General features: G+C 30.5%; 20 protein-coding genes. 7 read left to right on the forward strand and 13 right to left on the reverse strand.

What is annotated here, in order from left to right:
• The first annotated feature begins 30 nt into the window (after positions 1-30).
• Genes kdsB through FVF61_RS01610 form a run of 4 tightly spaced genes read left to right on the forward strand, consistent with a single transcriptional unit; the run spans position 31 to position 3128 of the window.
• On the forward strand, positions 31-759 hold the full coding sequence (kdsB, locus tag FVF61_RS01595; protein WP_148452562.1) for a 3-deoxy-manno-octulosonate cytidylyltransferase: 729 nt from the start codon (positions 31-33) through the stop codon (positions 757-759).
• A 4-nt stretch (positions 760-763) separates the two neighbouring features.
• Entirely contained in the window at positions 764-1468 is a 705-nt protein-coding gene (locus FVF61_RS01600) for an HAD family hydrolase (RefSeq protein ID WP_148452564.1), read from the forward strand.
• 27 nt (positions 1469-1495) lie between these two features.
• The gene (locus FVF61_RS01605) at positions 1496-2578 is read left to right on the forward strand and encodes an iron-containing alcohol dehydrogenase family protein (RefSeq protein ID WP_233586648.1); all 1083 of its coding nucleotides are present in this window, start codon (positions 1496-1498) and stop codon (positions 2576-2578) included.
• Between the two features lies 1 nt (position 2579).
• On the forward strand, positions 2580-3128 hold the full coding sequence (locus FVF61_RS01610; protein ID WP_148452569.1) for a 1-acyl-sn-glycerol-3-phosphate acyltransferase: 549 nt from the start codon (positions 2580-2582) through the stop codon (positions 3126-3128).
• 144 nt (positions 3129-3272) lie between these two features.
• On the opposite strand, the gene FVF61_RS01615 is transcribed toward FVF61_RS01610, so the two are convergent.
• The 8 genes from FVF61_RS01615 to gcvT all read right to left on the reverse strand — a co-directional run bounded on the left by FVF61_RS01615 (position 3273) and on the right by gcvT (position 10497).
• On the reverse strand, positions 3273-4739 hold the full coding sequence (locus FVF61_RS01615) for a carboxypeptidase-like regulatory domain-containing protein (RefSeq protein WP_148452571.1): 1467 nt from the start codon (positions 4737-4739) through the stop codon (positions 3273-3275).
• A gap of 108 nt (positions 4740-4847) precedes the next feature.
• Positions 4848-5468 (reverse strand): hypothetical protein, encoded by a 621-nt coding sequence (locus FVF61_RS01620; RefSeq protein WP_148452573.1) that lies wholly within the window; start codon positions 5466-5468, stop codon positions 4848-4850.
• 18 nt (positions 5469-5486) lie between these two features.
• On the reverse strand, positions 5487-6455 hold the full coding sequence (locus tag FVF61_RS01625; RefSeq protein ID WP_148452575.1) for a cadherin repeat domain-containing protein: 969 nt from the start codon (positions 6453-6455) through the stop codon (positions 5487-5489).
• A 14-nt stretch (positions 6456-6469) separates the two neighbouring features.
• Positions 6470-7192: a YebC/PmpR family DNA-binding transcriptional regulator gene (locus FVF61_RS01630; protein WP_148452577.1), complete on the reverse strand. Its 723-nt coding sequence runs from the start codon at positions 7190-7192 to the stop codon at positions 6470-6472.
• A gap of 100 nt (positions 7193-7292) precedes the next feature.
• Positions 7293-7583, reverse strand: coding sequence for a 4a-hydroxytetrahydrobiopterin dehydratase (locus tag FVF61_RS01635; RefSeq protein WP_148452579.1), 291 nt, complete (start codon positions 7581-7583; stop codon positions 7293-7295).
• Positions 7584-7633: 50 nt separating this feature from the next.
• Positions 7634-8470: a sugar nucleotide-binding protein gene (locus FVF61_RS01640; protein WP_148452580.1), complete on the reverse strand. Its 837-nt coding sequence runs from the start codon at positions 8468-8470 to the stop codon at positions 7634-7636.
• Positions 8471-8496: 26 nt separating this feature from the next.
• Positions 8497-9411: a glutaminase gene (locus tag FVF61_RS01645; protein ID WP_148452583.1), complete on the reverse strand. Its 915-nt coding sequence runs from the start codon at positions 9409-9411 to the stop codon at positions 8497-8499.
• Positions 9412-9414: 3 nt separating this feature from the next.
• Entirely contained in the window at positions 9415-10497 is a 1083-nt protein-coding gene (gcvT, locus tag FVF61_RS01650) for a glycine cleavage system aminomethyltransferase GcvT (RefSeq protein ID WP_148452585.1), read from the reverse strand.
• Between the two features lie 186 nt (positions 10498-10683).
• Here gcvT and FVF61_RS01655 point away from each other — a divergent pair, with 186 nt between their 5' ends.
• On the forward strand, positions 10684-12318 hold the full coding sequence (locus FVF61_RS01655; RefSeq protein WP_148452587.1) for an aminopeptidase P N-terminal domain-containing protein: 1635 nt from the start codon (positions 10684-10686) through the stop codon (positions 12316-12318).
• Between the two features lie 98 nt (positions 12319-12416).
• Here the strand turns inward: FVF61_RS01655 and FVF61_RS01660 are convergent, their stop codons facing one another.
• Both FVF61_RS01660 and FVF61_RS01665 read right to left on the reverse strand, forming a co-directional pair.
• Positions 12417-13370: an alpha/beta fold hydrolase gene (locus FVF61_RS01660; RefSeq protein WP_148452589.1), complete on the reverse strand. Its 954-nt coding sequence runs from the start codon at positions 13368-13370 to the stop codon at positions 12417-12419.
• Positions 13371-13452: 82 nt separating this feature from the next.
• Positions 13453-13968 (reverse strand): GNAT family N-acetyltransferase, encoded by a 516-nt coding sequence (locus FVF61_RS01665; RefSeq protein ID WP_148452591.1) that lies wholly within the window; start codon positions 13966-13968, stop codon positions 13453-13455.
• A 72-nt stretch (positions 13969-14040) separates the two neighbouring features.
• Here FVF61_RS01665 and FVF61_RS01670 point away from each other — a divergent pair, with 72 nt between their 5' ends.
• Positions 14041-15585 carry an NAD(P)H-hydrate dehydratase gene (locus tag FVF61_RS01670; RefSeq protein WP_148452593.1) on the forward strand — a complete coding sequence of 515 codons (1545 nt, stop codon included), beginning with the start codon at positions 14041-14043 and terminating at the stop codon, positions 15583-15585.
• Between the two features lie 48 nt (positions 15586-15633).
• On the opposite strand, the gene FVF61_RS01675 is transcribed toward FVF61_RS01670, so the two are convergent.
• Positions 15634-16674 carry a TlpA disulfide reductase family protein gene (locus tag FVF61_RS01675; protein ID WP_148452595.1) on the reverse strand — a complete coding sequence of 347 codons (1041 nt, stop codon included), beginning with the start codon at positions 16672-16674 and terminating at the stop codon, positions 15634-15636.
• A 129-nt stretch (positions 16675-16803) separates the two neighbouring features.
• Between FVF61_RS01675 and hutH the strand changes: the two genes are divergently transcribed.
• Positions 16804-18312, forward strand: a complete 1509-nt coding sequence (hutH, locus tag FVF61_RS01680) for a histidine ammonia-lyase (protein ID WP_148452597.1) — start codon at positions 16804-16806, stop codon at positions 18310-18312.
• A 4-nt stretch (positions 18313-18316) separates the two neighbouring features.
• Here hutH and FVF61_RS01685 read toward each other — a convergent pair whose 3' ends face one another.
• Together FVF61_RS01685 and FVF61_RS01690 are read right to left on the reverse strand one after the other, a co-directional pair.
• The gene (locus tag FVF61_RS01685) at positions 18317-18688 is read right to left on the reverse strand and encodes a hypothetical protein (RefSeq protein ID WP_148452599.1); all 372 of its coding nucleotides are present in this window, start codon (positions 18686-18688) and stop codon (positions 18317-18319) included.
• Positions 18689-18796: 108 nt separating this feature from the next.
• Complete coding sequence (locus FVF61_RS01690; protein ID WP_148452601.1) at positions 18797-21349, reverse strand: ATP-dependent Clp protease ATP-binding subunit; 2553 nt, start codon at positions 21347-21349, stop codon at positions 18797-18799.
• Positions 21350-21445: the final 96 nt, after the last annotated feature.

The following is a 21445-nucleotide window of genomic DNA, read 5'->3' on the forward strand; positions in this document are numbered from 1 at the left end:
ATTTTTGAACTAATAAACTAAAAACAATAGATGAAAATAATTTCCATGATACCAGCACGATATAGCGCATCTCGATTTCCGGGGAAACTCATGCAGGATTTGGAAGGAAAATCTGTAATTAGAAGAACATACGAAGCTACAGTAAATACAAAACTATTTGATGATGTATTTGTAGTAACAGATAGCCAGATTATTTTCGATGAAATTGTAAATCATGGTGGAAAAGCCATCATGAGTAAAAAAGAACATGAATGTGGAAGCGATAGAATTGCCGAAGCTGTTCAATTTATGGATATAGATATTGTAGTCAATGTGCAAGGAGACGAACCTTTTACTGAAGTATCTTCTTTGAAAAAATTGATCCATGTTTTTAAAAATGATGCAAATAAAGAAATCGATTTAGCATCATTAATGGTTCATATTACAGATTGGGACGAAATTAAAAACCCAAACACCGTTAAGGTAATTGTAGATAAAAATAATTTTGCAATGTATTTTTCCAGAAGCCCAATTCCATATCCAAGAGACGAAACTGTTCATGTTAAGTATTATAAACATAAAGGAGTTTATGCTTTTAGAAAAGAAGCTTTATTAGATTTTTACAGATTACCAATGCTTTCTTTAGAAGCTTCAGAAAAGATAGAATGTATTCGCTATTTAGAATATAGTAAAAAAATTAAAATGGTTGAAACAAATGTTCAAGGCGTAGAAATAGACACGCCAGAAGATTTAGAACGAGCAAAAAAACTTTGGAAATAATAAATTGAATAAAGAATATAAACATATTAAAGTTATTGGCTTTGATGCAGATGATACTCTTTGGGTAAACGAAACTTATTTTCGTGATGCCGAAGAGGCTTTTGCAAAACTACTAGAACAGTTCGAGACTCTTAATAAAATAGATCAAGAGCTCTTTAAAATGGAGATGAAAAATCTGCCACTTTATGGTTATGGAGTAAAAGGTTTTATTCTGTCTATGGTTGAAATGGCTTTAGAATTATCAAATAACAATGTATCCAATAAAACCATTCAAGCTATTTTGGAAATTGGAAAAGACATGATCAATAAACCTGTTGAATTGTTAGATGGCGTGGAAGAAGTTTTAAAAGCACTTTCTAAAAATTATAGATTAATTATAGCAACTAAAGGCGATTTACTAGATCAGGAACGGAAACTTGAAAAATCCGGTTTAATAGAATATTTTCATCATATTGAAGTGTTAAGTGATAAGCAAGAAGCCAATTATTCAAAACTTTTAAATCATTTAGATATCAAACCATCAGAGTTTTTAATGGTAGGTAATTCATTAAAATCAGATATATTACCTTTAGTAAATATAAAAGCACATGCAATACATGTTCCTTTTCATACTACTTGGACACACGAACAAGTTGATGAAAGTGAAACGAATGGCAAATCATATAAAACGGTAAATAGCTTATTAGATATTTTACCATTATTAAATTAATTATATAATTATTGTTACAATAAATACATGACTTTTAAAAATTTTCCAATGGTGTCCAAAGTTGTTTTTGGACGTGGCTGTTTTAATCAATTAGGAGACATTCTTTCGCCAAAAAGATTAAATACAAAAGCTCCATTTATTTATATTGTAGACGATGTGTTTCAAGGTAATTCCTGGTTAACATCTAGAATACCTCTGTTTTACGAAGATAAAATATATTACATTTCTGCAGATCAAGAGCCAAAAACATCTCAAGTAGATGAATTAGTTGAAGAAATTATTCTTACTTACAAAGATCTTCCTTCAGGCATTATAGGAATAGGAGGTGGAACAATTCTAGATTTAGCCAAAGCAGTTTCCATAATGCTTACTAATGATGGAGAAGCAAAAGAATATCAAGGTTGGGATTTGGTAAAACATCCAGCCATTTATCATGTTGGAGTTCCAACAATTTCTGGTACTGGAGCCGAAGTTTCAAGAACTACAGTTTTAACAGGTCCAGAAAAAAAATTAGGAATCAATTCAGATTACACACCTTTCGATCAAGTTATATTAGATCCAGAATTAACTAAAGATGTTCCGAAGGACCAATGGTTTTATACTGGAATGGATTGTTATATTCATTGTATAGAATCTTTAACAGGCACGTATCTCAATGCATTTAGTAAGACTTATGGTGAAAAAGCATATGAGTTGTGTAAAGAGCTATTTTTAGACAATAACCTGTCTGATGAAGAAGCTCAAGACAAACTCATGATGGCGTCTTGGCATGGAGGTATGAGTATTGCATATTCTCAGGTAGGAGTAGCACATGCTATGAGTTATGGTTTGAGTTATTTATTAGGTACAAAACACGGAATTGGTAACTGTATAGTTTTTAATCATTTAGAAGAGTTTTATCCAGATGGTGTTGCTCTATTTAAAAAAATGAAAGCAAAGCACGACATTAAATTACCTCAAGGTTTATGTGCTAATTTAACTGACAAAGAGTTTGATATCATGATAGATGTTGCTTTAAGTTTAGAACCACTTTGGGAAAATGCCTTAGGAAAACATTGGAGAAAAACAATATCTCGTGATAAGTTAAAGGAACTCTACTTAAAAATGTAATATGCAAAAGCTTGCCAAATTTATTTATTTTAAATTAATGGGTTGGAAAGTTGTAGGCAATACAACTATGTCTAAAGACACTGTTAAAAAAGCAGTTTTAATTGCAATGCCACATACAAGTTGGCATGATTTTTATATTGGTTTGTTATTAAGAAAGATTATTGGAATTAAATCTAACTTTATTGGTAAGAAAGAACTTTTTGTTTGGCCTTTTGGCTATTATTTTAGAGCCATAGGAGGAAGGCCTATTGATAGAACTTCTGGTCAAAATAAAGTAGAAGCTATTGCCAAACTATTTGAAGAAAATGATGAATTTAGGTTAGCCTTAGCACCTGAAGGTACTAGAAAAAAAGTAACCGAGTGGCGAACAGGGTTTTATTACATAGCTAAAGCTGCAAATGTGCCAATAATTATGTTTACATTAGATTTTAAAAACAAGCAAAATAAAATATCTGAACCTTTTTATACAACCAATAACATGGAAGCAGATTTTAAATTTATGAAGAACTTTTATAAAGGTGTTGTTGGCAAAATTCCTGAGTATTCATAGCCTTTTGGTATAGATTTTGAACTATTAAAATAGGTTAGTAGATGAAACATAAAGTAAACTTTTTGTCCCTAAAAAGAAACATCTATTACAATAAAAAAGCTACTTAGAATATAAGTAGCTTTTACTTTTTTAAAGGTATTAGAATTATTCTTCAACTTTAAATTCTTTCATTTCTTTTAAAGGTTCTAAAACATTATATTCTTTCCAATAATCTGGATCAAAAGCTTTTAAAGTTTCATAATCTATTTTTCGTTTTTCTTTAATAGCATTGAATTCTGTAGCAGTTATGTCTTTTTCTGCCATAATTAAGATTTCATTTTTTTCTTTAAAAATCCCTTCAACTTTAAATTCGAATGCTACCTTTTCGCTGCTGTTATTATCTTTAAACTTTATTGGTCTATCTACATAAAAATATCTGTCAAGTTGATCTGTCATGTAGTTTGGATAATAATAACCATCTGCATGTTTTTTATAAATTACAAATCCTTTTTTGTTTTGTTCAATGTATTTAACACCTAATAAGAGTTTTAAATTAAGTTTTTCTCCAATTCGTCCTTTAGCAAATTGATAATCAGCTTTTAAAATGGCGAATGTTTCATTAGATACATAGAAAGTGCCTTGAAAATCTGCTGAACCTCTTCTAGGAGCATATTCAATAACATAAACCATTTCTGATCCTATAAAGGTAACATCTTTAATTTCATATTCATATTTTTTGGTATCTGTAATAAAATCCAAAATTGTTTTTGAGGAAAAACCATGGTTTTCAACCATAGTATGAACCATTTTTCTAATAAATTTCATGGAATTAAAAGTGTCTTCCATTTTACTATTATTTTCCTTTAAAGATACAGAGTCGGACATTTTAAATAAACCAGATTTAACCGTATAGACTTTATCTTCATTTAGATGTTTTAAAATAATATCTTTCCCTTTTTCAGCTAGCATTTCTACCGACTGGTTGTTGCGTTCATCTAATAAACGAATTGCTTTCTCAACTTCTAATTTAGCCTCTTCATTATTTTTAATACTTAAAACACCAACAAAATCTGTGTATTGCTTCGATTTGTTATTAATTAAAGATTGTTCTAAATCGTCGAAATCTTTATTAAAAGCTTCTAATTGTTTCTTTTTAAAACCAGAGGATTTATCAATTTCAAAATCGGCATCTTTACCAACAATATATTCTGTTCGTCTACTAAAAATGTCATATTGAACTAGACTGTTTTTATAATTCTTTTTCAAGTTTCTATTTACATAATACATAATAGAATCTATGGTCAAAGGTTTGTTAGTTAAATAGACTTCATATAATTCGTTAATTTGTTCTGAAAGTTTATATTCTTTGGACGTAAATTCGTTTAATAGAAGTCCTTTTTTCTCAAAGCCTAAACAAGAAATATATACCGAATCTGAAGGTTTAAAACCTTCTGTAACAATGGAAAAGTTTCCTTCCTCATTAGTAATAACACCATAGTTTTCACCAATTTGAATAGTTGCAAACGGTATAGGTTCATTTGCTTTTGTTAGTACTTTTCCAGAAACTTGCTGTGAAAAACTAAAATATATGTAGCTTAGTGAAAAAAGGATGGTTAAAGACTTTTTAAGCATGTGTTTTATTTTTTAAAACGATTAACTTATCGATTTGTTACCTATAAAGATGAAAAATCCCAAACAAAAAGTTTGGGATTTTTAGAAACATTTATGAAATTAATTAAATTAAGACATATCTAATACATTAAGATTGTCAAAAAAACCTAAAAAAATTCTATAAGTTCTATCAGGTCTAATAATTACATGATTGTAATCTAAATCTGAATTATTAAAAAAAGTTTTGTTTAAAAAATTATATGAATCTAGATATAAATGGTTCTCTAGATTTGGAATAATCCCTGAATTTTTATTTCCAATTAAAAAAGAGTCATAAATTTTAATTGATCTTTCTCTACTTTTACTTACCTGATACCAATATCTTTTGTAATTAATATCTTGTAATAATTTATCATCATTTTTATTATATAAATGAATAACAATAATTCGATTACTATCAATATCCTTACCAACAATCTTCCCAATCATGAGACGAATTTGTGTATTTTCAGTTTCTGTTAATTTACCTTCATAAGAATTGTGAACTAAATAATGAACTACAAGATTATCTTTTTCAACTGATTTTTCTATATAACCAGATTTTAAACACTTGTTGAATTCTTTTTCAGAGATATAAATTCCACTGGCATCAACATATTTTACCTTCTTTTTAGTGTTTTGACCAAATGTGACATTTGAAACAAAACACAATAGAATAAGTGATAATGTTAATAGTTTAAAGTATTTCAATATAGGATTATATTTAATTTACATTTGACAATTCCCATCTAAAATATCTTGTATAGTTGGGTCGTAGCCATTAAAATATGTATTATATTCGCCTAGTAGCCCACCATTTTCAATTAGGTTAGTTATACCACAAAAGTTAAATAGTTCATAATTATTTGATATATTAAGTTGATTGGTTACTTGATCTAGGTTGTATAACCCATCAATGTTAACCAATGAATGATTTTTATATATTGATAAACCTCCAAATGCTTTATTTAGATTATTCAATCCGTCTAAATTTTCCAATGAATTATTCAAATCAATGACAAAACCACCACTAACTCTAGAAAGGCTATTCAAATCATTAATATTTGTTAAAAGAGGATTTGATTGAATACGCAATCCATTAGTAACTATTTCTACATTGTTTAACCCTTCTAGATTAGTTAACGAAGGATTATTTATTATTTGTAAAGAGCCTACTTTTTTTAGATCTATAAGTGGTAATAACGAATATGTTGGAATATTCACATTGTATTGACCATCAATATAAAGTATTCCAGTAATTTCTGTATATTTATTAAGACCAAATAGATCAACTTCTAATTGACCCCATAGAGTCCAACTACCTATACCAATATGTGGATCGTCTAAATTGTTTAGGTTGATTGTTACATTTGCTAATTTAGAAGTAGTTCCATTTGCAACTTTTACTTTTCCAGTTATAGTTGGATTTGTTTCAAAGTCAAAAAGAGATTCATCTTTTACTTTTAAAACTCCAGTAGAAGAATTTATAAATAATGCTCCATCAACACTCTCACTTTGAATAGAAAATGTTACACTGCCATTATTTGTAGAGCCATCAATGGTACCTAAAACAAAATTAAGCGTAGGGTTTTCATCAATTGTTGTTGTAAAGTTATTTGTTGTAACTGTAGTTTCAATATCATCAGAACTACAAGAGAATAATAAAATTAAGGAACAAATTGCAAATATATATTTCAAGTTAGTTTTATTAATTATTCATCAGAGCTTTCTTCCATAGTATGATACACATTCTGCACATCGTCATCTTCTTCTAATTTTTCAAGTAGTTTTTCAACATCTGCTATATCATCTGCACTTAGTGTTTTAGTAACTTGTGGAATACGTTCAAAACCAGAAGAAAGGATTTCAATGTCACGAGACTCTAATTCTGCTTGAATGGCTCCAAAACTTTCAAAAGGTGCGTAGATTAAAATACCATCGTCATCAACAAAGACTTCTTCTGCACCAAAATCTATTAATTCTAATTCTAATTCTTCTGGATCTAAGCCTTCGTTTGGAATTCTAAAATTACAAGTATGGTCGAACATAAAAACAACTGAGCCAGAGGTTCCTAAACTACCATCACATTTATTAAAATAACTTCTTACGTTAGCAACGGTTCTGGTATTGTTGTCTGTAGCAGTTTCAACTAATATTGCAATACCATGTGGTGCATAACCTTCAAAAATAACTTCTTTATAATCGCCTTGACTTTTATCACTTGCTTTTTTAATAGCACGTTCAACATTGTCTTTTGGCATATTAACTGCTTTGGCATTCTGTATAACAGCTCGTAATCTGGAATTACTTGCAGGATCAGGACCACCTTCTTTTACTGCCATGACTATGTCTTTACCAATACGTGTAAAGGCCTTACTCATGGCAGACCAACGCTTCATTTTACGTGCTTTACGAAATTCAAAAGCTCTTCCCATTTAATAAATATTTTTATTTTTAATTCTTACGAAAATAAGAATTCTGATTTAATAATTAATGTATACAAATTTAACAAAAAATTGATGCTATGAAAATTGTTTACTCTTGAACTTCAACAATCATTTCTATAGCTTCGGCTAGCTGAAAATCTTTGTTTGTAACACCTCCAGCATCGTGTGTTGATAGTGAAATGGAAAGTATGTTATACACATTTGTCCATTCTGGATGATGATTTAAAGCTTCGCATTCAAAAGCTATTCGGCTCATAGCACTAAAGCAATCTCTAAAATTATCGAATTCGAATTCTGCGTGAAGTGCATTTTCATAATATTCCCAATCTGGAAAACGCAATAATTTTTTTTCTATGTCTTGATCTGATAATTTGCTCATGTTGTTTGATTTTATGTGTATATAAATTTAAACAATTTTAATGTGAAATTCTACAAAACAGCTAATTCTGTTAAAATTTCTTGACTTGAATACTGTAGATGCTTTGCTAATAGATTGTGTTTTGATAACACGGCTAAATAGCGTTCATCATTTGTAGTAAAAACTTGCTTTAAAGTATAGTTTTCAAGATTTAATGTTTTAATAATGTCTTCTATAAACTCGTCATGATGCACTAAATCTTTAGAACCTAAATGAAAAATTCCAGTTTTGTTTCTGTTAATGATGTAGTGTATTTGTTGCGTTAACTTAGAATCTGTAGACACATTCATAATTAAATTCGGAAAGACTTCCACAGGTTCTTTCTCATTAATAAACAATTTTATTTCCTGAACTCTTGGCGAATGTGTTCCAAAAACCATAGGCAATCTAATGATGACTATTTGTCTTTTAGGTAAACGCATGAGCATGTTTTCAATTTTAATTTTAAAATGCCCATATATACTATGACTTAAAGTTTTGTCGGTTTCGTAACTAGGAAATTTACTATAACCATCAAACACATTGGCAGAAGACAAAAAGATGAATTTGCACTGTTTGTTTTGTTTTAAGTATTCTGTAATATGCTTATATGCAATTACTTGAGCAGAAAATTCACCTCTTAAAGCCGAAATTATAATGGTTGGTTTTACAGCTTCTAGAATATCAAAAATATCGTCTTCTTCCATATTATATTGAAAAAAGTGTTTGTTTCTTTCAAAATAAATATGGTCTGTTTTATAGGTTCCGAAAGTTTTAAAATAAGAGCAAAGCTCTTTATAAATGGCGTTTCCTAAAAATCCACTTGCACCTAAAATTAAAATACGATGTTTATCTTCTCTTTCTTTCATATAGGTCTAAAACGGAAGATTTGTAATTAAAATATCGATTGATTGGTTTGTGTAGTGAATTGTTCTAGGGCTTGCATACCAAGTTTAGAATTTCCTCTTTCGTTTAAACCTGGAGCCCAAACAGAAATAATAAATTCGTTTGGAAGTAAGGCTACAATGCCACCACCAACACCACTTTTTCCTGGTAGGCCAACTTCGAAAGCAAATTCTCCAGCTTCATCGTAAAAGCCACAAGTTAACATGATGGCATTGATACGCTTGGCTTGACTTTTAGTGAGGATTTTATTGTTGGCAAGACATTTCCCTTTATTAGCCAACAGATAAAAGGCTTTTGTTAGCTGAGAACATGTCATTTCTATAGAGCATTGATGAAAGTAAAAATCTAAAACAACATCCACATCATTTTCCAGATTATTAAAAGATTTTAAAAGATTTGCAGCTGCATAGTTATTAAAACCAGTCTTTTTTTCAGAATCTGCAACTTTATAATTGTAATCAATACCTGAATCTCCTGAAATTTCTCTAATAAAGGCTAAGAAATCTATTTTTGGACTATCTAGTAAAGACACTAATATATCTGCAATAACTATAGCTCCAGAATTGATAAATGGATTTCTAGGAATACCTTTCTCCAATTCTAATAAAGACAGATGATTAAACGGATTTCCTGAAGGTTCTACATCCAATCGATTCCAGATATTTGTTCCAACTTTAGATATGGCCAAAGCCAAGCTTAATACTTTAGAGATACTCTGAATGGAAAATTTCTTTTCAGAATCTCCAACCGAAAAAGAGTCTCCAGAAATTAATTGTAAATGGATTCCAAAAGTATTTTTATCTATGTTAGCTAATTCTGGAATGTAAGTGGCAATCTCACCTTTATCTTTTTCCTGAATTACTTCCTGATAGATGTTGTTTAAAATACTTTGGTAATCAATCATATCTTATCCTTTATAAAAAGGAAGTTTTATAACTGTTGCAGGAACAGCATTTTTTCTAATTTGAATATGTATTTTACTGTCAATATCAGCAAATACTTTTGGTACATAACCTAAACCAATCCCAATTCCTAATGATGGAGACATGGTTCCTGAAGTAACACGACCAATAGTTTTACCTTGACCATCAACAATATCGTAACCTTGTCTTGGAATTCCACGTTCGTCTAATTTAAAAGCCACTAATTTGTTTTCAACACCATTAGCTTTTTCGGCTTCTAAGGCTTTAGAATTTGTAAATTCTTTGGTGAATTTTGTTACCCAACCTAAACCTGCTTCAAAAGGAGAAGTAGAGTCGTCTATATCGTTACCATAAAGGCAATAACCCATTTCTAAACGCAGTGTATCTCTAGCAGCTAAACCAATAGGCTTGATACCATAAGCAGCTCCAGCTTCAAACACTTTATCCCAAACTTGTTTTACTTCACTATTCTTGCAATAGATTTCAAAGCCACCACTTCCAGTGTAACCAGTTGCTGAAATAATGACATTTTCTACACCAGCAAAATCGCCTACAATAAAATTGTAGAAGTTAATTTCTGAAAGATCATGACTTGTTAAGCTTTGCATAGCTTCAACAGCTTTAGGTCCTTGAATGGCTAAAAGAGAATAGTCTTCGCTTAAATCTTTCATTTGAGCACCAACATCATTTTTTGATGAGATCCAGTTCCAATCTTTCTCAATATTGCTAGCATTTACAACTAGTAAATAAGTTTCTTCTTTAACACGATACACAATTAAATCGTCAACAACACCACCATCATTATTTGGTAAATAACTGTATTGAGCTTTCCCAACTGTTAATTTGCTTGCATCGTTACTGGTTACTTTTTGTACTAAAGCCAATGCATTTGGACCTTCAATTAAAAATTCTCCCATATGTGATACATCAAAAACACCAACAGCATTTCTAACCGTTTCGTGTTCTATATTAACGCCTTCGTATTGAACAGGCATATTATAACCAGCAAAAGGAACCATTTTTGCACCAAGAGCTTCATGAGTGGATGTTAAAGCAGTATTTTTCATTGAATATATATATTTAGTTTCGATCTAACGGAAATCAATTAATTGATCTTTTAATAAGTTTCAAAAGTATCAAAAATTATCTGTTTTAAAGACTATACTACTAGATTAAAAATTTGTTAATTTTTATAGATAATATCAAGAAACTAAATAGAAACAAGTATTTTTATTTTTTTAAACCATAACAAGATGAAATTAAAACTAATCACACTTTGCGCTTTTTTATTTTCCTTATTAATTATTGCCCAAGATGGTAATCCAACCGATTATTTAAGCTCTGAATTCCATAAGGAAAGAAGAGATGCTTTTAGAGCTAAAATGCCAGAAAATAGTGTTGCTGTTTTATTTGCAAACCCTATTAGAAATAGAGCAAACGATGTAGATTATATTTATCATCAAGACCCTAATTTTTATTATTTAACAGGTTTTAAAGAACCTCATGCTGTGTTGGTTATATTTTCAGACGAACAAACAAATGCTGAAGGAAATAGCTATAAGGAAATGTTGTTTGTCCAAGACAAAAATGCACGAATGGAACTTTATAATGGAGCTCGATTAGGTGTAGAAGGAGCAAAAAATAAATTAGGCTTTGATATGGCTTATTTTGGATCTGATTTTGAAAATTCAGGAATAGATTATGCGTCATTTAATAAAGTGATGTTTTTTAATTTCGAAGATGATTATAGAAAGTCAAAAAGAGAAAAGGCAGATTTATACAGCTTAATAGAGACATTTAAAACACAAGCAAATTATAGTGTAAATGCTATTCCAAATCCAATGAAAGAGCGTGCCTACGAAATGATTAAAGCAACCGAAATAGAACAAAGTGCAGATGTGGCTCAAAACTTAGGTCGTGCTTTAGAATACTATCCAGAATTAAAAGATGATAAAATTATTTCAGAATATGTTAATACTACAGATAATAATACACGTATAGAATTAAAACAACAAGTTATTAAAATTGAAAGTGAAACTCCTAAAAGCAATTTAGACACACAATCTCTAACAACCATAATGGGAGAATTAAGACAGATAAAAACCGAAGAAGAAATGGTGTTGTTAACCAAAGCTGTAAGAATTTCTGCTATGGGACAACGTGAAATAATGAAGGCTATGCATCCTGGTATGTCTGAAACAGAAATACAAGGCGTTCATGAATATGTTTATAAAAAATATGGTAGTGAATATGAAGGCTATCCAAGTATTGTTGGAGCTGGAAATAATGCATGCGTTTTGCATTACATTGATAATACCAAAATGCATGTTGAAAACGATTTAGTTTTAATGGATTTAGGTGCTGAATACCATGGTTATACGGCAGATGTTACTAGAACTATTCCTGCAAATGGTAAATTTACCAAGGAACAAAAAATTATTTACGACTTAGTATATGAAGCTCAGGAAGCTGGTATTGCATCAGCAGTTGTAGGAAACCCTCACAATATAACAGATACTGTTGGAAGGGAAATAATTACTAAAGGTTTATTGGAATTGGGTATTATTAAATCAGAAGAAGAATCTAGAAAGTATTTTCCTCATGGCACCTCACATTATATTGGTTTAGATGTGCATGATGCTGGACTTTATGGCGCTTTTGAAGCTAATATGGTTATTACAGTAGAACCTGGAATCTATATTCCTAAAGGTAGTGATTGCGATGAAAAGTGGTGGGGAATTGGCGTACGAATAGAAGACGATATTTTAATTACTGAAAATGGACCAATCAACCTATCTGCTGAAGCTCCACGTAAATCTGAAGAGATTGAAAAACTAATGAAAGAGAAAAGTGCATTAGACGATTTTACTTTACCTAGTTTGGATTAAGAAAATCTGATTTTTGGAGTGTCGTTTAAGACCCATATAATTTGTTTTAATACTGAAACAAATTCAGTACAAGTAAATTTTCTCATATGAAAAAGAAGTTAATCATTTTTATTTAAAAAATTAATCACAGGTATTAGGCTTTCAAGAGGACTTTCTTCCATTGGAACATGTCCAATATCATCCAATATAACCAAGGTATCGTTTGGTAAATCTTCCTGAAATAGATAAGCGTTTTCTACAGGAATTAATAAATCATTCGCTCCCCAAAGTATCAACGTTGGCTGCTGAATGTTTTTGATGTTATTATAAGCATTAGCATCTTCTGTCATTTTAAATCTATCGACTAAGGCTTGACGATTTCCTTCTCTGAGAGTGAGTTCAAAGTACCTATCGACTAAAGAATCTGTTACTTTTGAGGTATCGAAATACACATTTTCAACACTAGATTTCACTAAAAAACGTGGCGTTATATAAGTAAGCAACTTGTTAAACACAGGAGTTTTAGCCAATTTAAAAGCAATTGGTACGCTCTTAGAATTCATTGGATATCCTGCAGCATCTATTAAAATCAATTTTTTTACCATCTCTGGTTTCTCTAAGGTAAAGTTCCAGGCTATTTGTCCACCTAAAGAATTGCCAGCAAGCACACATTGTTTAATATCTAAAGCTGTTAAAAATTCCTTTAAGAAATTTGTGTAATTAGTCATCGAATAATTACCATCTGGAAATGGGCCAGTTAGGCCATAAGCAGGAATATCCATTCTAACCACACGTTTTGATTTTTTCAAACTTTTTGCCCAAGTATCAAATGTATGTAAACTAGAACCTGTTCCGTGGATAAGAACTATTGGAATAGAGTCGGCTTGGTTTCCTTCATTACGAAAATGAACATCCATGCCATTCACTGAAATAAATAAAGATGGAGTTTTAGCGTACTTTGCTTTTAATTTATTTAGAGGGATATCTCGATGACCAAAAAAGACAACAACTGTTATAATAATCAATAAAACAATTGTTAAAATAATTTTTAAACTTTTAGTTACATATTTCATAAGATACAAGTGTATTTTAATACTGAATGAATTTAGCATAAATAATTGATATCCTCTTTAGATGAATAAGAATAAGACACAATTAATACACCAAAAGCATCTGATGATTCGGGTTTGAGTGGGTTTCTGAAATTTTAAAATTATAGCTTCCAACAATTTTAAAACCTGCTTTATTATAAAAATTAATGGCTTTGTGGTTTTCAATCCAGGTAAAAAGCCACATGCCATTTTGTTCATGTTCTTTAGATAATGTAACATTAAAATTAAAGAGTTTTAAACCTAATTTTAAATGATGAAATTCTTCCAAAATATAAAGTCTTTCTAATTTTGTCACGTTTTTAAAAGGTATGCTATCTTGATAGAAATTGTATATTATTTTTGAATAACCTATAGGTTCCTGATTGTAATTTAAAATATGAAATACATTATTTTCATCATTTAATTCTGTTTCAAAAACTGCTTTTGTAAACTTTGATTCTACATAATTTAAAATATCCTTTTCAGAAGCACTCATTCCATGAGATTCAACAAAAGCTTGTCTTCCAATTTTAGAAAGTATTTCTGCATCATTTAAAGTGGCTTTAATAATAGAATTCATTTGAAAAAAGAATAGTTAGATTTATGCTTTCAAAAGTATTATTTTTACTTCATATAAATTAATTGAATTTCAATGAAAATATTATCAAAAGAACAAGTTTACGAAGGAGATAGACTAACAGCCGAAAGACAGAATATAACTTCTGCTGAGTTGATGGAACGTGCTGGTTTACAAATTTTTAATTGGCTTCATTTAAGAATGCAAGGAGCTCAAGTGCCTATTCATGTGTTTTGTGGCATTGGGAATAATGGAGGAGATGGCTTGGTTGTAGCAAGACATTTAGTTATTCATGGCTATAATGTGCATACCTATGTGGTTAATTGTAGCGATAAGCGTTCCAAAGATTTTTTAGTTAATTACGATAAAATTAAGCATGTAACCAAAGAATGGCCAACGCTTTTAGATTGCAAAGAAGACTTTCCACCAATTGGAGTAGATGATATTATTATTGACGCTGTTTTTGGTATAGGTTTAAATAGAGAAGCCAATGCTTGGATAAAAGAGTTGTTTCAACATTTTAGAACTTCTAAAGCCTTTACTTTAGCTATAGATATTCCTTCTGGTTTGTATACAAATCAAGTACCTGAAGATGAAAATGGTGTGGTTTGGGCTAACCATACCTTAAGTTTTCAATCGCCTAAACTGGTGTTCTTTTTACCTGATACAGCTAAATATTCCATTCAATGGGAAGTGTTAGATATTGGTATAGATAGAGAGTTTTTAATTAAAACACAGACTGAAGCAGAGTTAATAGGTAAACAAGAAGTGTTACCGATTTATAAACCTAGAAATAAATTTTCTAATAAAGGACATTTTGGGCATACCATGATTATTGGTGGAAGTTATGGTAAAATTGGAGCTGTTACTTTGGCAAGCAGAGCTGCATTAATTTCTGGTACTGGTTTAGTAACGGCTTTTATTCCAAGATGTGGATATCATGCTTTACAAGCTTCTTTTCCTGAAGCTATGGTAATAACTGATGTAGATGAAAATATGATTACAAAAATAGATTTTGAAGTTAGTGCTTCTGCAATTGGAATAGGCGTTGGTTTAGGAACAGATGCCAAAACAGTTAGTGCCTTTGGAGAGTTTTTAAAAAAGAATAAAATTCCACTCGTTTTAGATGCTGATGCTATTAATATACTTTCTGAAAATAAAGACTTTTTAAAACACCTTCCAGAAGGTTCTGTATTAACGCCTCATCCTAAAGAATTGGAGCGTTTAATTGGGAGTTGGAAAGATGATTTTGATAAGCTAAAGAAAGTTAAAGCCTTTTCGAAAAAACATCAAGTTATTGTAGTTATAAAAGGAGCGCATACCATAACCGTTTTAGAAGACCAGTTATATATAAATTCTACAGGAAATCCAGGTTTAGCAACAGCAGGAACTGGTGATGTTTTAGCAGGCATTTTGACAGGATTGATAGCTCAAGGCTATAATCCGTTGGTTGCAGCCATTTTTAGCGTGTATCTACATGGTAAATCGGCAGATATAGCTGTAGAACATACTGGATATCAAAGTCTAATAGCTAGCCATGTAATAGAATCCATTGGAGATGCCTATTTAGATTTGTTTAAACAGCCAGAACCTCCAATACAAGAACCAAATGAAGAATAAAAAAAGCCACTCAATTTGAGTGGCTTTTTTAAGTAATGTATTTAAAAATTAAATGCTTAATGAAGTAAATAATTCAATAAGTTTTTCGCTAGAAGGTCTAGGAGCATCTGGAGTTACTACATTTCCATCTGGATCGATTAAAATAAATCGAGGAATGCCTTTAATTTTATAATCTTTAATAAATTGAGACTGCCAACCTTCTGGAGCAAATAATTGAATACCACCTAATTCTTTATCAGCAATCATGGTTTTCCAATCTTCACGAGCTTTATCCCAAGAACCTCCATGAGATCTGTCGTCATCGATAGAAAGACTAACAAAATTTATATTTTTACCATGATATTCTCTTTCAAGTTTTTTCAATGAAGGAATTTCTGCTTTACAAGGCCCACACCAAGTAGCCCACACATCTATGTAAGTATATTTACCTTTTAAATCTTCTAAAGATGTTGTCGTACCATCTACATTTTCATAATCTACAAAGATTGGAGAAGGAGTGCCTTCTGGTAATTCTTTTTTCAAATTGATAGCATCAGCTAAATAACCTTTGTAAAATTTAAGCATAGGTTCGATATCTTTTACACTGCTATTAATTAGTGAAGAGTCAATACCTGTTTGAGATGCATAAAACTCATTTAATTCTACTTTAATATTGTCTAAAGCTTTATCAAGCTCTTCCATTTCGGTAAGAGTACTTAATTCGTCCATATTTAATAAGGTTTCTTGTTTTAAAGCTTTTTTTGCTAAAAAGTTACTGTGCTCAGAACCTGTTCCAGTATAAGCAATAGATTCATCAAATTCTTTTGTATCTATAGTTAAATTGATTTCAAAACCATTTTTTAAGAAGATAGGAGCTGCTTCAGAGCCATCAAAAAAGCTGTAAACACCAGTTTCAACTTTTAGAGTGTCGCTAAATGTTCCATTTTCATTTACTTTTATTGTTTTAGAATAATCACGAGATCTAATAACAACAGAGTCACTATTTTTGTTAGATATTGTTCCAGAAAATGTTACGTAATCTTTAGGAGCTTCTTCTTTTTTACAAGCAACAATAGCTATTGCACTTAAAAGTATTAGAATTTTTTTCATTGTGTTTGTTTATATTTTTTTATCAAAAATAGAAGATATTTTAGATAATTCATTAAAACCATTAATTATTAACAAATGTTTGCATAAAAGAATTGTAATGTTGAATTTTGGAATCTATTAAAAAATACCATGGATAACATTCATAATATATCTTCGAAAACATTAGATTTAAAAACCCTTCACGATATTATTTTTGAAGAGAAAACATTGAAACTTTCTGAAGAAGTTATTGAAAAAATAACAAGATGTAGAACTTATTTAGACGAAAAACTTAAAAACCAAGATAAACCTATTTATGGAATTAATACAGGGTTTGGTTCTTTATATAATGTGAAGATTTCAAAAGAAAATCTAACAAAGCTTCAAGAAAACTTAATGATGTCTCATGCTTGTGGAACAGGAGAAGTTGTACCTCATTCTGTTGTAAAGTTGATGCTTTTATTAAAAATACAATCGTTAAGTTATGGACATAGTGGTGTACAACTTCAGACTGTTGAGCGATTGATTGACTTTTATAATAATAATGTTTTACCAGTTATTTTTACACAAGGTTCTTTGGGTGCTTCTGGAGACTTGGCACCTTTAGCACATTTGGCTTTACCTTTAATTGGAAAAGGAGAAGTTAATTTTAAAGGAAAAGTTTATTCTGGAGAAGCCATCTTAAATGAATTTAAATGGGAACCTATTAAACTGCAATCTAAAGAAGGATTAGCATTATTAAACGGAACTCAATTTATGAGTTCTTATGGAATTCAATTATTATTGGAATCTTATAAGTTATCTTATTTAGCCGATTTAATAGGAAGTATTTCTTTAGATGCATTCGATGGTAGAATAGAACCATTTAATGAGTTAGTACATTTAGTAAGGCCACATAATGGACAGTTAAAAACAGCTGAGCGTGTTAGAGAATTTCTTGAAGGAAGTGAGTTGATAGCTCAAGAGAAAGTTCATGTACAAGATCCCTATTCTTTTAGATGTATGCCTCAAGTTCATGGTGCAAGTAAAGACACATTAGCTTTTGTTGAAAAAACGTTTATTACTGAAATTAATTCGGTAACAGATAATCCTAATATTTTTTCTAAAGAAGATGAAATTATTTCAGGTGGGAATTTTCATGGACAACCTTTAGCCTTAGCATTAGATTACCTAAAAATAGCTATGGCAGAATTAGGTAATATTTCTGAAAGACGCGTGTTTCAATTAGTTTCTGGTTTGCGTGGTTTACCAGCCTTTTTAGTGGATAGTCCAGGGTTAAATTCTGGTTTTATGATACCTCAATATACAGCAGCTAGTATTGTAAGTGCAAATAAACAGTTAGCAACTCCTGCAAGTATCGATAGTATTGTATCTAGTAATGGCCAAGAAGATCATGTAAGTATGGGAGCGAATTCAGCTACTCAAGTATTTAAATTAGTTGAAAATATTAAACGTGTATTAGCTATAGAATTGTTTAATGCGTCTCAAGCATTAAGTTTAAGGGCTCCTTTAAAATCTTCAGAATTTATAGAATCTTTTTTAAATGTATATAGAAGCGAAGTGCCTTTTGTAGCATTCGATAGAGAACTGTATAAAGACATTGAAAATTCTATTTTATTTCTTGACAACTTATCAATAGATAGTCAGGAAGTATTATAAATGTTTAGTTAGATTCTAAAAGGTTATTTGCCCAATCTATTGCTTTATTTAATTGAGCGAAGCTTTTAAATGGTTTAGAAAAGAAAGTTTTTTCTAAGGCCACATTATCTCTATATAATTTGTCTCCTGTTACAACAGCAAAACCTTTTAGATTTGTTATTTGAGACGTTTTAAAATAGATGTTTGGATCTACAGAATACGAATTAATTCTATGGGTTATATAAACAAACGCTTTATTGCTAAAATATGTTTTAGCAATATCTTCTAACACACTGTTAAAATCTGGAGTTACAACTATTCCTTCATTCATAACTACAATTATATAATTATCATGAACAGTAACCTTACCAAATGGAAATGTAAGCAAATTTGACATTTTATATGTTTAATTTTTTAGTAAAATTACTTTAAAAAACAATATGCAAATAAAAAACGTCATTAATTATTTTAATGACGTTTTTATAGGTATAATGAAAGCCTTAAGTTATGATTCAGTTGCGTTTTTAGACTTATCAACTTTAACAGTTAATTCTTGAGATTTTGTATCTAAATCCATTGAAATAATATCTCCTTCTTGAATGTTAGAGTTAATAATTTCTTCTGCGAGTTTATCTTCAATATATTTCTGAATGGCTCTTTTTAGAGGTCTTGCTCCATATTGTTTGTCAAACCCTTTATCAGCAATATAATCTTTAGCTTTTTTACTTAATTTAAGCGTATAACCCAGAGATTTAATACGATCAAATAATTTTTCTAATTCAATATCGATTATCTTATTAATATCTTCTCTTTCAAGCGCATTAAAAACAACCACATCGTCAATTCTATTAAGGAATTCTGGAGCAAATGCTTTTTTAAGTGCATTTTCAATAACACTTCTTGCATTGGCATCTTCTTGCGCTTTTTGAGAAGCTGTTCCAAAACCAACACCAGTTCCAAAATCTTTTAATTTTCTAGAACCAATATTAGAAGTCATAATAATAATAGTGTTTCTAAAATCTATTTTCCTTCCTAAACTATCTGTTAAATATCCATCATCCAAAACTTGTAAAAGCATGTTAAAAACATCTGGATGTGCTTTTTCAATTTCATCAAGTAATACAACAGCATAAGGCTTTCGTCTTATTTTTTCTGTTAATTGTCCGCCTTCTTCATAACCAACATAACCTGGAGGTGCTCCAACCAATCTAGAAATAGCAAACTTCTCCATGTATTCACTCATATCAATTCTAACTAAAGAATCTTCACTATCAAATAATTGTTTAGATAAAACTTTAGCAAGTTGGGTTTTACCAACTCCAGTTTGACCTAAAAAGATAAAAGACCCAATAGGCTTATTTGGATCTTTAAGTCCAGCTCTATTTCTCTGAATAGCTTTAACTACTTTAGCAACGGCTTCGTCTTGACCTATAACTTTTCCTTTAATAAGTTCAGGTAATTGAGCAAGTTTATTGCTTTCTGTTTGCGCAATTCTATTAACAGGGATTCCAGTCATCATTGAGACTACATCTGCTACATTATCTTCTGTAACAACTTCTCTATGTAATTTGGTTTCTTCTTCCCATTTTTCTTGAGCAACAGCTAGTTCTTTTTCAAGTCGTTTTTCGTCGTCTCTTAATTTGGCAGCTTCTTCGTATTTCTGCTTTTTAACAACGGTTGATTTAGTTTCTCTAACAGCTTCTAACTGTTTTTCAAGATCTAAAACTTGCTTAGGAACATTTATGTTTTTAATATGAACACGAGAACCAGCCTCATCTAAAGCATCAATAGCTTTGTCTGGTAAGAAACGATCTGTCATGTATCTATTTGTTAATTTCACGCAAGCTTCAATAGCTTCGGGGGTATAATCAACATGATGATGATTTTCGTATTTATCTTTAATATTATTTAATATTTCAATCGTTTCTTCTACACTAGTTGGCTCGATAATTACCTTTTGAAAACGACGCTCTAAAGCACCATCTTTTTCAATGTATTGCCTGTATTCATCTAGGGTAGTGGCTCCAACACATTGAATTTCTCCTCTAGCTAAAGCAGGTTTAAACATGTTGGAAGCATCTAAACTTCCAGTAGCTCCACCAGCACCAACTATTGTATGAATTTCATCTATAAATAAAATAATATCATCATTTTTTTCAAGTTCATTCATCACAGCCTTCATTCGTTCTTCAAACTGTCCTCTATATTTTGTTCCAGCAACTAAACTTGCTAAATCAAGAGTTACAACACGTTTGTTGAAAAGAATACGAGACACTTTACGTTTAACAATTCTGTTAGCTAGACCTTCTGCAATAGCAGACTTACCAACTCCAGGTTCACCAATAAGAAGTGGATTGTTTTTCTTTCTTCTACTTAGTATTTGTGATACTCTTTCAATTTCTTTTTCCCTACCTACAACAGGGTCAAGCTTGCCTTCTTCGGCCATAGCTGTAAGATCACGTCCAAAATTATCTAAAACTGGAGTTTTAGATTTTTTATTTGTTTTAGAAGAGGGTGAATTAAATAAATTATCCTTAGAACCATCATCTTCAGAAGAGGCATCATCATCGTCTTGAAAAGATTCAGCTTTTGGTTCTAAATATTCGTCATCATTAGTTATCATATGTTTAAATTGTTCTTTAGCGTTATCGTAATCAACTTTTAATTTATTTAAAAGTTTGGTTGTAGGGTCGTTTTCGTTTCTTAAAATACACAAAAGTAAATGTGCCGTGTTTATAGATGTGCTTTGAAATAATTTAGCTTCTAAAAAGGTTGTTTTTAGAGCTCGTTCAGCTTGCCTTGTTAAATGCAGATTCTTTTTTTCATTAGAAATAACTGCTACATTTGGATTTGCAGGACTTAATATTTCTACTTTACGTCTCAAGTGATTTAAATCAATTTCTAAGGCATTAAGTATGTTAATAGCTTTACCATTTCCATCGCGTAACAAGCCAAGCATTAAATGCTCAGTGCCAATAAAATCATGACCTAAGCGCAATGCCTCTTCTTTGCTATAAGCAATGACGTCTTTTACTCTTGGTGAAAAATTATCATCCATATATTAGTTTCTTTCTTCATTAAAAATAATAAATTCAACTGACTAAAAACAAAAACCATACCTTAAAATATAGGTTTTGTGCTAATAGACAAAAAA

The organism is Xanthomarina maritima, assembly GCF_008084905.1.
Taxonomy (GTDB): domain Bacteria; phylum Bacteroidota; class Bacteroidia; order Flavobacteriales; family Flavobacteriaceae; genus Xanthomarina; species Xanthomarina maritima.